This window comes from Bradyrhizobium sp. PMVTL-01 (genome assembly GCF_051861855.1).
Classification (GTDB): domain Bacteria; phylum Pseudomonadota; class Alphaproteobacteria; order Rhizobiales; family Xanthobacteraceae; genus Bradyrhizobium.
The window spans coordinates 8,453,190-8,468,012 of the sequence record NZ_CP193982.1 but is presented as its reverse complement, the minus strand read 5'-3'; the positions used below and the strand labels follow the sequence as shown (position 1 = coordinate 8,468,012).

The following is a 14,823-nucleotide window of genomic DNA, read 5'->3' as shown; positions in this document are numbered from 1 at the left end:
AGGGTTACCCACTGCTATTGTCGCGGCAGGCCGCCTCGAACCAACTTTTATCAACCGGCACTCTTAGCCGAGCGCCTCTAACGTCGTCTTCTGGCCCATCACGTCATTTCGCTACTCCGCAGCAGCAGTGTCGCTTTAGGAGCAAAGCGGACCCCTCACTGCGGCCAATCCCTGTAGAGCGTGATCCCAATCATGATCAGCGAGCCGACTGCGACCACCACGGGGCAGATAAACGGCAACTCTTCCAGCACAGCGACAACCGCCGCCCGCCCGATAAGAGTTCTCTTGAACCGCGCGAAGCGCCAGCCTGCCACACCCATTCGGACAACTCCGTTTGGCCCCCAGCAGCGGCTTGTCTGACTCTAGAATCAACGCGAAGCGCTCGGCCATAGCCAATTCTGACGTAACCCTAGATGAAGGTGAAGAAATCCTTATCAACTCGGACGTCCCAGTTTGCAGCCTCACCGCTTCAGCGCGACGAGTTGCTCAGCGGCGGCTCCGTCGCTGGCCCGCGACCTGCCACCACCTGCCTGAAAGATCAGGCCCCGCTCGCGCTTCGGAAGTTGCAAACGGGAGCGCGAACAACAAGAATGGTCGGGGGTAAGGAACCATGAACCATCGCCTTCCGTCGCTCTTAGCATCGCTGCCAGCGCTAAACGCCGCTTATCTACAGGAAGTGTACAAGCGTGAGCCGCCCCATCGCCGGTTCATGGAGAGGATGAGAAAGTCGCCCCACCGGCGCGTGCTGTGGTACGACGGCATGCCGGACTCAGAATCGCGTGAATGCCAATACTGCGGCACCCTCTTCGTGCCGGATTTAGGGCGTGAGATCGCCATTCCAGCAGCACCCCCATCTGTGCTCGCCGCTCACCGGCGAGCGCATTGTTCGGAGTACTGCGACTATGGCCTTACCTATGGCTTGCGCCCCATCGCTCTGAACCGAATGGCCATCTTCGAACGCGATGGTTTCCGCTGCTATCTTTGTGGTCAACCAACTCCCAAAGACTTCGGCTCCTCCCGTTATGCGCCAAACGCCCCTAGTGTCGATCATGTAGTACCGCAAATTCTAGGCACCGATGACCCCGACAATCTGCGCTGTTGTTGCAGACGATGTAACACTGAAAAATTGAACTCGACTCTTTGGGAGAAACTCGCTCACCTCTTGCTGCCAGAGTTGAATTTTTTCCCAGCGGTTCTACTGCGAGTGCTGCCCCGTAGACCCATCCTTTCCGAATTGATCCCGTTCTGGCGCGAACTGCTCATCTGCGACGGAGAACCTGTCGAAGATCGGAAGCAGGACGGATTCGTGCGGCTTTACAACCTATTGCTCATCTCTAAGGACGGTGATGCCAAAAGATAGGCTTTTCCGGCGCCAGCAAGCGACCAAACGGGGCGGCCCCGCGAACGTGAATGCGGAGCATGGAGTTGAAATGGAGGGCTCAGATGGAAGGTGCGGGCTAAATGAGTGCTTCCGGTATGCTTCCGGCAAGCTTTGTTCAGAAGATGAAAATTCAAAAAAACCCTTATTTTACTGGCGCACCCGACACGATTCGAACGTGTGACCTTTGCCTTCGGAGGGCAACTCAACCGGTCTGGTGGGCTTAGCGTCTCTCTAGTCCAAAGCCTCAAAAGTCCCTGAAAACGCAGGCGATCACGAACAATAGGTTAGGGGGATACCCTCTTTAAGGTCAAGTCGGGCTAGGCCGATTTTGTGTGACCGCTGTGACCGGGATGTGACCAGAGCGCGCCCAGACCGGGCGGCCCACGGGGGACTTCCGTCCGTCCAATCTATTGGATGCCCCCACAAAAAAATCCGTCGTTTTCGCGCGTTTAGCTTGGCGCAAACTCTAACTGGCGTCCTGCACGCGCTACGGATGGCGATCGATGTCGTCTATCCATTCGCCATACTAGGGATAGCTCTAGTGGTCTGGTGGCGAACCTCGCGCGGTAGATCACTCTGTTAGTAGCTGGATGCCCGTGGCCCTACTCAGGGCCGCGATCTCGATCACGCGCTGGCATGCAGACTTGAACTGCATTTCTTCCTGCGGAGCATAGATGCGGTCCTTGGCCGTAGCCAACGTGGACACTATACGGAATACCCAATAGCCTTTCCCGGCTGGCTTCTTGCCGTGCCGGTCGTAGTACCTGGCGATGTCGATCCTGATCTCGTCTGACATAAGCCGAATATAGCGAAGGAAGACCGAGAATGAAGAAGATCGTTATCGCGGCTGTAGCTCTCGCTGCTCTCAACAGTTCGGCAAACGCTGGGTATACTGCCGATTTCAAGAGGCCGTTCGACACGGTTCTTTGTAAAGGGGACAGTGAGGTTGAATGGGAAAGCCCGGACCCCGGATTATCCAAACCGCAAAACAAGTCGGTGACTGTCCTGATTACGAGCACCCCGGACGGCTGGACGACAAGTGGAGAGTTTGGATTTCCGATAAAGCGCTGGAAGCGAAACTCGAAAGGAGGTTTTCCTGTTGGTTCCGCTTCATGGGACGAGGAGGGAATATGGGCGCATTGGACGGTTGGTTTTCTAAACGAAGGACAGGTCGTCTTTGAGAAGCATTCACGTCAGGGCGTCGAAGTGGCGGTGCTGAAGTGCGAATACGCACTGGGAGGGACCCGCTAGGGAATCCGCCTGTGCGTTTAATCTTCCGTTCGCCGGGAGGCCACTCAGCGGGCTTCGTAGCCCACTTCCAGCCGGAGCGAATTACGGCTAGGTTCCTTCGAGGCGGAGAAGCAATCATGAAGTCGGTCGTCTACTGTGCCATCCTATACGCGGCGATAGGCGTACAGGCTGCACACGCAGGGTGGTTCAGCTACGACAACTATGAGGACTGCATGCTTGGTCGGATGCAGGGCCAAGACAGGACAATGTATTCGACCGCCGACAAAGCCTGTAAGAAGCAGTTCAAGACAGAGTTCGAGGTGTTTCAGAAGGTCGATTGGGACTTCTCAAAGAACGAAATTGGGATTCTGATTGAGCTAAAAAAGACGCCAGAAGATATTGAGATCACTTCCGCTGAGTTCGCCTTCGCGGGCGGTGATTGTCAGGGCAAGAACGACGCGGACTTCGGAAAGCCTAAGCCGGTTGTGTTTCAAAAGGGAGAGGGTGTTATCCTCGTCCTTGGCAATTCCGATCTCAACAATCGGGTGCTATGCGCGAAAGCAATATCCTTCCGTGGCAGGTATCGCTAGGCGAGAAAACCGGAAGTGCCTAGGCTGTTCGAGCGGCCGTCTGTGCATACGCTGACCGAGGACAGCGTTTAATGCGGGATCTAGACGTAGTGCATCTTCGAGGCTGATCTGATCCCCTGTCCCCGAACCCTTAATTCGCAGGAGTACGGAAGATAGCCAGTAAGTTCGGACATATTACTATCTCGTTGGGTGCACTATGCATCTTCGAGGTTTCAGCTTACTGGGTGGGAAAGCCAACGCTTCTGATCCCATGACGGACCTAAGTTCGATCTCTGGCGACGGCCTCTGCGATCGCCCGATCTAGCTCACGCTCCTCCGCTCTGATCTGGACGATCGATTCTTCCAATACGTGATGAACCCAGTCGAGTTGTTCGATCAACTCGTGCAGCAATACTATTCCGTAATCTTTGAAATGCCTTTCACCATTCCGATCTACAGCATATCGGAACGCATCGGCGCGTCGATCGATCGCGTCATATTCAGCGATCGTCTCGTCAATGGTCTCCAACGTCTTAACGGCCACAAATCGCGAGAGCACTTGCTTAGCTTCCAGCCAAAGCGCGGCCAAGTCATGCCCGAATTTCTTATCGGACTGTTCTAAGTCAAAAGCATTAGATAAGTGTAGTGCATCCTTTAGTGCGCTTTCGATGTACTGCCGATAGAGAAAAAGAATGGGCATCGCAGAACGATTGTCGCCTTTTAGTTGCTTCAGTGCCACCGCTGCTTCTCTAGCGCAGCGGAAATAGCCGAGCCGGTAATAGTCACGAGCGCCGTTCCCATCAATTATTGGAGCCCCCAAATCCGCACTAACGTCTTCAAAAACGATGAACTTGGACATTCCGACCTCATCACAGCAGTCAAATCAAATGCGAAATCCCAATACCGGGACGCCCAGTCAAGACGGAGCCACGCTGCTATCCCGTCGAGGCACTAATGCTGCTGTTGTCGGATCGTATCGATAGTCCGTGATCGTTCCATCCTTAATTCGATCGATGGCTTCATCGATCACAAATCGCGGCACTAGGAACCACTCACGCGGTGTAATCGGATTTCCGAAGCGATCTTTTATTTCTACGTCCAGGCGCGCCGCGTCGAAAACGCGGTGGATTAGGTTTTCAAGGCGCATCCGGTTGATGTTGAAGAGCTCGTAAGTGGCGATCACTTCGACATCGGCCATGAGAAAGGTCGGATCATTCTTCGCAGCGGCAACACGGCGCGCGATGTCGCCGCCCGTGACTCCAATCTTGTGTAACACGTCCCGGTGTGAAGCGATGCTCGGATTGTCGGACTTGCTGCGCAGTACGTAGACGATCCCGCTGGCCTCGTCTCCATCTTCATTCCGATCTGAGAACAAAGGACCGGCCGTAGGCTCAACGATCCGCCGCCCCGCTGGATCCTGTTGGAGTGCTTTTTGAAACGATCGCATGAGCAGATTGCTCTCAGTTCCGTTATCGAAGATAACTCGAAGCCGAGCATCTATATTGCCATGTTCGTTGACCGCAGGCTGCTCCATGGCCGCAACGTACGCTTTCTGACCGGCTAGGATGTAGAAGCGACCGGGTGCGATTTCGGACTTACGCTCGAAGCGGCGGGTCTGGCGCACGCCGGAGCTAAGTTCCCTTTGCACCTGCTCGAATAGCGGTTTGAAGGCGTCGAAGTCCTCGCACCTTTGGCGATTGGCGATTTCCTCGGCGGCGCGTTTTTCGGCAGCCGAACGGACATGCCGCAATTCCGTGATGTCGCTGGCCGTGGCGTCGTCCACCCCGAGTTGCGCCAATAGCTCGTCATCTTCGAGTTCGTCCGCGGCGCTGAGCGGGGCGCTTTGTACGCCGGCAAAAAGTCCTTGATGATCGAGGGGTTCGATTAAAGCGCGGCAATCGGTCAGCTCGCGCAGGCGATCGAGCCGCACAGCATACAGCCGCTCAAAGATGTCGCGGTCCTCGCCGTGCTGCGGAGGGCGGCCTTGCTGAGTCACGAAACGCTGAATCTCCTCGAAGCCAGCAATGATTCGCTCCTCGCGAGGCGTGCGGCTCGACGCCCTTTTTGCGTCAGTCTCGACCCCAAGTTCGGCGAGAAGCGCATCATCCTGGTCGGTGAAGCCATTAGCCACGTTCTGCTTCCGTCTTCGCGCGTTGAAGGAAGGCGACTCCCTCAGCCATGCGCTTTTCCCAGGCGTCGGGCGAGGTGATCGAGGGCAATCGGCCGCGCTCCTGCTTGAACTTCAAAGCTCGCTTAGCAAGGTCCCGCGCCTCCTCAATGGTGAGGTTGACGCGCTTGGCCCCGATCACGGCAGCGACCTGCTTAAGCCTCTCCTCGCTCATCGTCTTGGCGAGGATGGAATAAGCTTCGCCGAAGGGATTAACCCGGTCGATAAGATCGATGTCTAGCTCGCGCACATCCATTGCATATTTGCGAACGCCTTCAATGAAGGCGGTGTTTAGGCTCTTTTCGCCGTTGCCCTCGGCTCCTCTAAGCGCGACTTCCTTGGCCTTCTGTGTAAGATTCAGCGCGGCGACGGCGTGCTGACGCACGGCCTCCCGATCCTCCTCATCCAACTCGGGATACTTGTCCTTGATAATCTTGCCCATGCGAAGCTGGGTTAGCTCCTCCGGTACTAGTTCAGAATCGAACAGGCCGCGCTCGATCGTGGTCTTATCTTGCACGAAGGCGGCGATGACCTCGTTCAGGTCCTGATTGCAGATGCGTTGCGCCTCCCCGCTCTTCGGCTCGATGAGCCCCTTGATCTCAATCTGGAATCGGCCGGTTTCCCCGTTAAAGCCGACATTGGTCTTGCTGGGGTCGTAGCCATCTTCCCCGTAGTCGAAGCCGGGGGTCGGGCCGCTCTGCAAATTCTTCGGTTTGAACTCGAAGCGCGGCGTAAGCACCTGCTCCATGAGAAGGCTGGCAGCGATGGCCTTCAGCGTGTCGTTCACGGCCTCGGTGACCGCCTCTTCCGACGCATCCGGCTCGGCAATCAGGTTGGTGAAGCGGGCGCGCAGCTTGCCCGGCGCGTCGCGGGTGGCGCGGCCGATGATTTGAACGATTTCGGTAAGGCTGGATCGATAGCCTACTGTAAGCGCGTGTTCGCACCAAATCCAGTCAAAGCCCTCCTTCGCCATGCCAAGCGCGATGATAATATCGACATAGTCGCGGTTACTCTTCTGGGATGGGTTTTTTAGAGCGGCGGAAACCCGGTCGCGTTTTGCGGAGTCATCATCCACCAAATCGGCGATCTTGAGCACGCGACCGAGGGGCGTTCTAACTAATTGGAAGCCGGTTGTAGGATCGATCCCCTCCCATACGCCCAATTCTTCGATAATGTGTTCGACTTCCCTGATCTTATCCTTAGTACTCTCGCGAGAATTGACGTTTGGGATGTGGACGATCGTCTTTTCCGTGGGGTCGAGTACCTTCAGGATGTCGTCAGTATACGAACCAGAATAGAAGAAATAGCCGATGTCGAGTTCCTTGAGATATTCGTAGCCATTTAGCTGCTCATAATAAGTGTAGGTAATCGTATCGAACTTCGCCTCATCCTGCGGAGCCAACACAGCCTCGGCATCTCCTCTGAAATACGAGCCGGTCATCGCAACGATGTGAACTTTGTCGCGTGCGATAAAATCGCCGAGATGCAGACCAAGCTTGTTGTCTGGATTGGCTGAAACATGATGAAATTCATCGACGGCAATCAGCCGGTCGTCGAACGCCTCAATGCCGAACTTGTCCACGGCGAAACGAAAAGTCGCGTGGGTGCAGACCAATGCTCTGTCGTCGCTTTCGAGGAAAGCGCCCACGGAATTGACTTTGCCGCCATTGTCTGCCCCGGGCGCATCACAAAGATTCCATTTAGGCACAACTTTCCAGTCGGCCCAAAAACCGAATTGGGTCAGCGGCTCATCGTGGAAGCTCGCACCGATGGACTTCTCTGGCACCACAATCACGGCTTGCTTGACGCCTTGACGATGAAGCTTGTCGAGAGCGATGAACATGAGCGCGCGACTCTTGCCCGACGCAGGGGGAGACTTGATCAACAGATATTGCTCACCACGCCTTTCAAAGGCCCTCTCCTGCATGGGACGCATTCCCAGTGCATTCGAGCGAGTTGATCTCCCAGTCCTGGCGTAAGTGACGGATACTGAGGGAATGACACTCGACTTCTTCGGTTGCCGCAATTTGGCTGCTCGAAAGAATGCCTCGTCCGCCTCCGAAATATCGGAGGTATCAATGGCATCATCTGGCAAAGCCGCCAGCTCAGCTAAACGTTTTTCTGAGATAGGCATCAAAGTACTTTCTTTCTTTCGCCGTCGCCTTGCGGGCGCTGATGATGCGAATCTTTCCGTCTCGCTCCGTGTGCACGACGCAGGCAACAACGACGCCACCGAGAAGGCCGAAGCTCTTTTCTCTGTACTCTTCGGCGCTGTCGTCGGGACCCGTCAAAACCGGTCCACCAAAGATTGAGGCAGCTTCCTCGAACGACAACCCGTGCTTCTGCATATTCGAAGTATTCTTCTCGGGGTCCCATTCAAACCCGTCCATAAGAGCCTACCCCCCCCCCAAGGGCGTCCACATTTGTTCAACATATGTTCTGAGTTGCGTGACGTCTAGATTAACCTGTTGTGGACTTGGGTAGCTTACGCCTCCTAGGTGCTTCCTTCGGCTTCCCGGCCACGCTCTTAGTGTAGAAATCGAACAGCTTTTCGAGCCGTTCGGTGTCATTGCGGAAGCGGCGGCCGATATAGATGCGCTCAAGCACCTCATCGTTACGTTCGTGGGCTTCGCGCAGGTCGGCGGGCATGCTGTCGGGATCATAGAGGTCGGCGATGGTCGCTGGGAAATGCGCCTCGCGCGCCAACAGGATGTCATCGGCGCAGCGAGTCAGGTCGGCTTTGTTCTTCTCGGTCAGCGCGGGGACTGGGAAGGTGTTCCAGCCGAGGGTGTTTGAGTAGCGATAGTCGGTCTTCAGCTTCCCACAAACGGTGGCGATCCAGACAAGGTGCAGACGCGAAGCGATAAGGGACAGGTTCCAGAGCGGAGCGTCGTAGAGGCCAAACGCGAGGTTCGTGAGCGTGGTTTGCTCATCAACGATACCCGTTGGCAAGTATGGACGACGCTCCGAGGAAACACTTGGCACAACGATGGTTCGCGTTTTGCCGATTCGCATTAGTTTGAGCTGATGGGGACGTTTGGAAAGAATGGTGCTCGCCCCCTTGTCCGGGCTTGCCAGACGTAAGGCACGCACAGCCTCAATACGCTCCTTCAATGCAGGTATCGCCTCAGCCTCCGCCAGGTGCTCATCGTCTATCCACAGGCAGAATCGTAGGCCGCCGTTGATGAAGTCCTGTGACCCGTAGATGCGGCGAATGAATCGTTCATGCTGCTGTTCTGATAGCCCAAGGGACTCAAGCTCATCGAGGGTAAGGAGAAGATGGCCGCCATCGCTGGGTTTGTTGCCAAACTCCATCACTGCTAGTTCCGACAACGGCGTATCACGCTTTTCAACGATGACGCGCGAGCCGATCGACAGATACGGCGTGATAGAAACTCCTTCGCGCAGCACTACACTTCCATCGTCTTGATGCTCATACAAACGCCGCGGTGCATTGCTTGATGTTCCAATTCCCACAACAGCGACGGTTACACCTGCATTGTAGCTCGCAAGATTCGACCACTTGAAAGATGTGTAGGCAAAAAGAATGTCGCAGCCGGTGCTGTAAACGATCGGCCAGAGAATCGGGATGGTTTGCCCTTGACAAATGGAGTTCGTGCTAACGAAAGCGGCTACACCGCCAGCACGCTTGATATAGTCCGCCGCTTTGATGAACCAACCCGACACATAGTCAAGAAATCCGGCCGAGCTTGTACGACCATTTACGACATCGCGGATTTCGGCCTTCTGTTCAGCAGACTGCCACGTATTCCCAAGATACGGCGGGTTCCCGCAAACATACGTTTCCCCTCCTTCATTCTCGAAGTCGATCTGCGCCTGATCGAGCGGGCTATGAAACAAGTCGTCCGCGTGGTGCTTGACGCCTGTCCCGGTCGGCGGACAAATGCTTAACCAGTCTAGCCGCAGAGCGTTGCCAGACGTGATCCAGTTCTCGGCGTCTAGCGGCAGGAAATCTTGGAGTGCCTCCTTCTGGCCGCGATAGAGAACGTCGCACTGATACTCAGCGATAATGAGTGCGAGCCGAGCGATTTCGGCGGGAAAATCACGCAGCTCGATCCCCCGGAAGTTGGTGAGCGGAATGTCGCTCTTGCGTCCTTGATCCTTACGCCGCTTGTTGATCTCGGTCTCGATCGCTCGCATCTCCTTATAGGCGATGACAAGGAAATTGCCGGAGCCGCAAGCCGGATCGAAGACCCTGATCCGCGCCAGACGCTTACGCAGGTTCAGCAGAGTGCGAGGGTTTTCGCCTGCTTCTTCCAGACGTGCACGGATGTCGTCGAGGAACAGCGGGTTCAGCACCTTCAAGATGTTCGGGACACTCGTATAGTGCATGCCGAGCGCGTCGCGTTCCTCGTCTTCCGCGACGGCCTGGATCATCGAGCCGAAGATGTCGGGGTTGATCTGCTTCCAATCGAGACTGCCGATGTTGATAAGATAGGAGCGCGCCGTCCTGTTGAAGCGCGGCACGTCGAGACTGCCGGAGAATAAGCCGCCGTTCACATAAGGAAATGCATCAGCCCAGGGACGCAACTTGGTCGCGTGGCGATCGGCGATCTTTGTGTTCATGGCCCGGAAAATCTCTCCGATTACGAAATCCGTATCGGACCCGTCGCGGGCGCTCATCTGGGCGATCGTGTCGGTGAACAGCCGGCCGCCGAAGAAGATGCCAGTATCTTCAGCGAAGAAGCAAAAGATCAGCCTCGCCATGAAGTGATTCATGTCCGGCCGACGCGCATTCGTATCCCAATCAGGATTTTCTTGGCGCAAGGACAAGTAGAGGCGGTTAAGGCGTCCCGTAGCCCGAATGTCAAAAGCGTTTTCGCTGATCTCGCGGACAGTCGAGATTCCAGCGAGCGGCAGGAAGAAGCCGAAGTGATTAGGAAACTCTGCATAAGGACAGGCGACGGGCGCTGCTTCGGACACAAGGTCCTCGGCCTCGAACCATTCACCGTCCGTCGCAAGAACAAATTTCGCTTTTGCCCGCGCCGTCGCGGGGCTCGCCTTGAGCGCGGCAAGCATCTTTGTAACCTCGCCGGGCGCAGCGACGGCAATATGAATATTGTTGGTCTGAAGAACTCCATCCAAATCGGATTTGTTCGTTTCGCCCTTTCGCAGCCGCTTGAGCGTCGTTTCTTTGTTCCCGAAAGCTCGGAGAAAGTCGAACGGAAATTCACTCGGATCGAATGCCTGTTGAGCAAGTGCCGAGACAGCTTCCTCGATCTCAACGGGGTTCATGTGCCACTCCGCGCAGACTCGGAGATGAAAAAGCCGTTTTGCTGAAAATCATTCCCCCGAACTCATTGCGACTTGGCCCCGCGCTCACCTAAGATGCCAACATTTATAGACTTCATCCGAGCCGGCAATTCAAGGACATTTTGAGAACGAGACAGAGCGTCCTGACCAGAGCCAGGCCCGAGCTTTGGCCCCCTCCAAGGGGCCAGGTCGAGGGTGCCCGAGCAAACCATGAAACCGGCAAGAATCGAGAAAGACAGATGCGCCCGGGTGTGGGCGTAATGACCGGGGCGGGGCACTAGGCCCCGCCCTTTCTCAGATTCTCGCTTCGCCACAGCGGTTGCAGGTTACTGAAGTGGCACAGCGCGACCAATTCGACCAGCGTCCGCGCCGACGACAGCGGCGTGACATGATCCACCTCCCATTCCCGATATTTCTCCCAGCACATTCCAGTGCGGAACTGACCAGCGATGTAATCGCGCAATTTGGGATGGTCGCAGCCGACCGCGTTAGCCGGGCTGGCGCGTCCTCTGAGAACCATACCAGCGCGCCTCAGCGTATTACGATACATTCTGAAGGACGGGTCATTGAAGCCCCTCAGGGCTTCTCGCTGGCGCGCCTTGATGGCATTGCAGGCGACGCACTGCCGATTGCTAACGAAACGCTCGGAAAGGTGTCCCGCCCTGCACGGCCTCCCCGTGTAGAAACGAGAAAGGCCGCTCGCGGCGGCCTCTGTTCTCGTGATTGCTTGTTGGACGTGTGCAAGGCCGGATGGCGAGACTACGCCTTCATAAAAAATGATTCAGCTCCTTTGCCTCGTCCCCCATGGTATGTGACCCCTAAGGCAGTAAGCTGCGCACGCTCACTCGATGAAGGATCGTTGAGGCGTCGGATTGCGCGATCTAATGATGCTGCCCCGATTGGCATCCGTGCGCGCGTCTGAGCCTTCGTGTGGACCCCTCTGGGCGCACAGGCTAGGAAGTCCAGTAGCTTCTTGACGCCCCGATCGCTCCTGGCTCTCTTCTTACTTGTATCCAAAGACCACGCCTTGATCTGTATGCCCGGCATGTAGTGAAGAATTGCGTCCCGGACCGCGCGACCATCCGCGTCAGCAGGAAGTGCCAAGAACACAGTTGTTGTGTCGCTCTGCCCTTCTTCGTTAATCACTCTCCGGCACCGAACGCGGGTAATGGTCTGAATGACCGTAGAGGCGAGGTGAGCACGCTGCATCTCGATTACCACGTCGTGCGAGCCGGCCGCACGAACTCGTGAGTTCTGCAACCAGTCGTCTGTCTGAGGTCCAAGCAAGGCTTGTGCTGTGTTGATATGCACCGCGCTGGGAAGATAATACAAGCCGATCAGTGCCACGGCCTCGTAGTCATTCCAGTCATTCCTGCCGTCTATATTTCCGTAATGAGCAAATGTCATTTGGGCGGGATTTTCAGGATCGCCGCAGACCCTCTGCTTAAACTCCTCGTGACAGCAGACTAAAACGCGATCGTTGGCCGGCACTATGCTCTGTATTGCCAGTCTGTATTTGGGCCAAAGTTGATCGACAGCCTTCAATAAGCGTTCCTTCCCGGCGACGTGACCCCACGCGAGATGCAGCGTGACATTATCGTAGCGCCGCGTGTTTTCTGCGGCGGTGATGGTCTTCGCAGGAGGGCTGAGTAGGCCGTAGCCCGGATACAAGCTTGCAGTAGCGTCAAGTATGACGCCCGAGCCGGTACGTAGAGAAGGATGCAGCGCCGCTGAATGCAGTTGCGCAGTCTTGCCCTGATAGCTTATCCAGCCCCAGCCGTTCCTTTGCAGCGCGCCGATTGACTCAACAGTGGATGTGCATAGCTTCCGTAGCGAAGTTCTCTCACTGCTCTGAGTTAGAGTGATGGCGTCATCATCAACGGACTTCAGGTGCTCTAGTATAAGGGCAGTGTCTATTGATTGCAGGTGCTTGAACTCGGAATCTGTAATGCGCCTATTTCCGCTCCCGAGGGCTGGATTGGTGCTCGCAGACAAGATCCGTTCCATGTTTACGTAGAGCTCTTTCTTGGCGTCGCGTAACCAGGCGAGTGCACCGAGCGTCTGAGAAAGTTCCTTGGTATCAATTCGTACAGAGGATACGAAGTTTGGCGTCTCATCGACAATGATCTTGCCTCTGCTTCCAAGCTGCCAGCTTGTAAGTTGATCCCAAACGTTGCTGGGAATGCCGTCCGTCATATCGCGTGACTGATGACGTTCGCAGGCGGCGTGCGTGATGGCGAGGACGGGAAAGCGGATCGTGTCGGCTAGCTTCGTGTCCGAGCCGCTGTGGTATGCAGCGGCGATGGTGCGGCCCGCCAACGTGTTAACTTGGTCGATGAACGTCTTTGCCTCTGAGATCAATCGTGTAACAAAAAGCACCCCGGGATGCAGATTGTTGGATCGGATGTTGTGCAAGCTGAGTGCGGGCTCTTCTAGCAGAGCACAATACAAGGCAGTGAATTGCGTTTTACCGATGCCTGTTGGCATTGCCAGTGTGGTCCAGCCTACTGAGCCATTGCCGGTTTCATTGAGCGCCACGCACATGCGTCGCCACGTATGTTGTAGTTGGCTACTAGCTTCCATACCGAAGCTGCGCCATAGCTTGGTCATCTCTTTGACTGCGATGTCCGCATCGACATGCGTCAAGCGTATTCTCCAAATGAAATGGCCCGCCGACGTTCGCCGGCAGGCCAGTTGCTGTTTAGTTCGTCACTTAGCTCTATAAGAGAGCAAGCGTGATATCTGATGAAGAAAAAGCTCTACGCGCCCCGCAGACGCTGTATTGCGTCTAATTCGGTAAGGTCTTCTAAGACCTCGCGTAAAGCGGTCAAGTATCCCTCGTCGTAAGGGGCGTCTTCCGAAGCGTATTCGCTCAAGCGAATTTGTTCTTCGAGATAATCGAGAAAATACGTGTCCTTCATTTTGCGGTTCTCCAACGTCGGTGAGGGTTGCAAGCTTTTATCTAATAGGGAGGCAAAGCCTTTATGACGGCGGTCTGCTAGGCAGTCGGCCTCCCCGGCAAGCTTACGCATTCTCCCATATTGCCGGTGGCGGCGATCGTCCAAGCAATCGCTCTGACCTTTGCTGAGAATCGTACGGCGAACGGCAGATCGTTCGGACCCACGGGAACGGCTATGGTCTCTCTGAAGTGAACATGGACCGCGCCTCCCTCCATCGTTATAGCGGAGATGACTAGCGTAGGCGCTTTCCTGAACCATCCGCGCTTAGCTATGCACGTCACCACGAGAGATAGTACGGTGCCATCTTCGTACTGAAGCGGACAGCTAATCAGATCGTCTTGAACGTCAGAAGGATGCAGACCCAAGCTTTCCAGCGGTAACGTGATTAGCTGAGCGACGTACTCGGGCATTGTCAGTGCTTGGTTGCTCATGCCGCCAGCACCTTGCTATTGCGTAGCTTCGTAACGAGGTCTTCTGGCTTAAGATGGGTGTACCGAAATAACGTACGGAGGTCCCTGTGTCCGCTGATGGACGCAACCTCAGCTGTGTTTAATCCCTTCTCAAAAAAGCGACTTACCGCCTCGTGCCGTAGATCATGAAACCGTAGCTCTTTGATGCCAATGCATCCGGCTCGCTCTGCACGGCGCTTGCAACGCTCCCATGCAAGCCTGAACGCGTTGGCGCTGACGGGGAATGCGTACTCTGCATCTGACGCGGATGTCGCCTTGCGCTCCGTAAGAATCTCCGCAGCCCGGTCAGTGAGCGGGATCGTGCGAGCCTTGTCCGTCTTGGTGAACGGCACGTGTAGGACTGCTGCATCGAAGTTCACGTGCTGCCATCGAATGCCCAGCAGTTCACCGCGCCGTAGGCCCGTCTCGATGGCAAGCTGAAAGCCGTGCAACAGCCATGAGCCGCCTACAGTGCTGCACGCCTCGATAAGCGCCTGTAGCTCACCGGGTCTCAATCTGCGCTCGCGACCCTCAGGTGCCTTTGGCTTTCTTAGTCCGGCTATTGGATTTTGTAATGCGGTGTAACCCCATTCTCGGCGTGCCATCTCGAAAATTGAGCGGAGTAGCCCTAGCTCTCGTATGACCGTGCCGGGCTGCACCTGCTTCAAGCGCGCGTCACGGTATCGGCTAAAGACTGCAGCATCGATCTTTGCCAACGGCAGGGTGCTCCATCGCTGACGAAGGAACACCTCAATCCGTTTGCGTTCGGGTACGAGCCCACGTTTCTCTTTGG

Annotated in this window: 13 protein-coding genes; 3 read left to right on the top strand and 10 right to left on the bottom strand. The window is 55.8% G+C overall.

Annotation, left to right across the window (positions count from 1 at the left end; translation table 11 throughout):
• Positions 1-155: 155 nt before the first annotated feature.
• Positions 156-320 (bottom strand): hypothetical protein, encoded by a 165-nt coding sequence (locus ACRQ5Q_RS40700; protein ID WP_439372031.1) that lies wholly within the window; start codon positions 318-320, stop codon positions 156-158.
• A gap of 398 nt (positions 321-718) precedes the next feature.
• On the opposite strand from ACRQ5Q_RS40700, the gene ACRQ5Q_RS40695 reads away from it, so the two are divergent.
• The 3 genes from ACRQ5Q_RS40695 (at position 719) to ACRQ5Q_RS40685 (ending at position 3,201) form a co-directional block, all read left to right on the top strand.
• On the top strand, positions 719-1,360 hold the full coding sequence (locus ACRQ5Q_RS40695; protein ID WP_439395415.1) for an HNH endonuclease: 642 nt from the start codon (positions 719-721) through the stop codon (positions 1,358-1,360).
• Between the two features lie 846 nt (positions 1,361-2,206).
• The gene (locus ACRQ5Q_RS40690; protein WP_439395413.1) at positions 2,207-2,632 is read left to right on the top strand and encodes a hypothetical protein; all 426 of its coding nucleotides are present in this window, start codon (positions 2,207-2,209) and stop codon (positions 2,630-2,632) included.
• 116 nt (positions 2,633-2,748) lie between these two features.
• A complete protein-coding gene (locus tag ACRQ5Q_RS40685) occupies positions 2,749-3,201 on the top strand; it encodes a hypothetical protein (protein WP_439395411.1) in 453 nt (150 codons plus the stop codon).
• A gap of 259 nt (positions 3,202-3,460) precedes the next feature.
• Here the strand turns inward: ACRQ5Q_RS40685 and ACRQ5Q_RS40680 are convergent, their stop codons facing one another.
• The 9 genes from ACRQ5Q_RS40680 to ACRQ5Q_RS40640 all read right to left on the bottom strand — a co-directional run bounded on the left by ACRQ5Q_RS40680 (position 3,461) and on the right by ACRQ5Q_RS40640 (position 14,746).
• The gene (locus ACRQ5Q_RS40680) at positions 3,461-4,039 is read right to left on the bottom strand and encodes a hypothetical protein (protein WP_439395410.1); all 579 of its coding nucleotides are present in this window, start codon (positions 4,037-4,039) and stop codon (positions 3,461-3,463) included.
• Positions 4,040-4,096: 57 nt separating this feature from the next.
• Complete coding sequence (locus tag ACRQ5Q_RS40675) at positions 4,097-5,311, bottom strand: GIY-YIG nuclease family protein (RefSeq protein ID WP_439395408.1); 1,215 nt, start codon at positions 5,309-5,311, stop codon at positions 4,097-4,099.
• Entirely contained in the window at positions 5,304-7,481 is a 2,178-nt protein-coding gene (locus ACRQ5Q_RS40670; RefSeq protein ID WP_439395406.1) for a pseudomurein-binding repeat-containing protein, read from the bottom strand. The genes ACRQ5Q_RS40675 and ACRQ5Q_RS40670 overlap by 8 nt, the downstream gene beginning before the upstream one ends.
• Positions 7,453-7,737 (bottom strand): BrnT family toxin, encoded by a 285-nt coding sequence (locus tag ACRQ5Q_RS40665; RefSeq protein ID WP_439395404.1) that lies wholly within the window; start codon positions 7,735-7,737, stop codon positions 7,453-7,455. The genes ACRQ5Q_RS40670 and ACRQ5Q_RS40665 overlap by 29 nt, the downstream gene beginning before the upstream one ends.
• 70 nt (positions 7,738-7,807) lie before the next feature.
• The gene (locus tag ACRQ5Q_RS40660; protein WP_439395403.1) at positions 7,808-10,603 is read right to left on the bottom strand and encodes a class I SAM-dependent DNA methyltransferase; all 2,796 of its coding nucleotides are present in this window, start codon (positions 10,601-10,603) and stop codon (positions 7,808-7,810) included.
• Positions 10,604-10,898: 295 nt separating this feature from the next.
• The gene (locus ACRQ5Q_RS40655) at positions 10,899-11,084 is read right to left on the bottom strand and encodes an HNH endonuclease signature motif containing protein (RefSeq protein WP_439395401.1); all 186 of its coding nucleotides are present in this window, start codon (positions 11,082-11,084) and stop codon (positions 10,899-10,901) included.
• A 296-nt stretch (positions 11,085-11,380) separates the two neighbouring features.
• Entirely contained in the window at positions 11,381-13,267 is a 1,887-nt protein-coding gene (locus ACRQ5Q_RS40650) for a hypothetical protein (protein ID WP_439395399.1), read from the bottom strand.
• 113 nt (positions 13,268-13,380) lie between these two features.
• Positions 13,381-13,686: a hypothetical protein gene (locus tag ACRQ5Q_RS40645; RefSeq protein WP_439395397.1), complete on the bottom strand. Its 306-nt coding sequence runs from the start codon at positions 13,684-13,686 to the stop codon at positions 13,381-13,383.
• Between the two features lie 322 nt (positions 13,687-14,008).
• Positions 14,009-14,746: a tyrosine-type recombinase/integrase gene (locus ACRQ5Q_RS40640; RefSeq protein ID WP_439395396.1), complete on the bottom strand. Its 738-nt coding sequence runs from the start codon at positions 14,744-14,746 to the stop codon at positions 14,009-14,011.
• Between the last annotated feature and the right edge of the window lie 77 nt (positions 14,747-14,823).

What these genes read in the sequence shown, in the direction of transcription:
- ACRQ5Q_RS40660 (WP_439395403.1), bottom strand. Translation starts at nt 10,603, where the DNA reads ATGAACCCCGTTGAGATCGAGGAAGCTGTCTCGGCACTTGCTCAACAG.
- ACRQ5Q_RS40665 (WP_439395404.1), bottom strand. Translation starts at nt 7,737, where the DNA reads ATGGACGGGTTTGAATGGGACCCCGAGAAGAATACTTCGAATATGCAG.
- ACRQ5Q_RS40670 (WP_439395406.1), bottom strand. Translation starts at nt 7,481, where the DNA reads ATGCCTATCTCAGAAAAACGTTTAGCTGAGCTGGCGGCTTTGCCAGAT.
- ACRQ5Q_RS40695 (WP_439395415.1), top strand. Translation starts at nt 719, where the DNA reads ATGAGAAAGTCGCCCCACCGGCGCGTGCTGTGGTACGACGGCATGCCG.
- ACRQ5Q_RS40685 (WP_439395411.1), top strand. Translation starts at nt 2,749, where the DNA reads ATGAAGTCGGTCGTCTACTGTGCCATCCTATACGCGGCGATAGGCGTA.
- ACRQ5Q_RS40690 (WP_439395413.1), top strand. Translation starts at nt 2,207, where the DNA reads ATGAAGAAGATCGTTATCGCGGCTGTAGCTCTCGCTGCTCTCAACAGT.
- ACRQ5Q_RS40680 (WP_439395410.1), bottom strand. Translation starts at nt 4,039, where the DNA reads ATGTCCAAGTTCATCGTTTTTGAAGACGTTAGTGCGGATTTGGGGGCT.
- ACRQ5Q_RS40700 (WP_439372031.1), bottom strand. Translation starts at nt 320, where the DNA reads ATGGGTGTGGCAGGCTGGCGCTTCGCGCGGTTCAAGAGAACTCTTATC.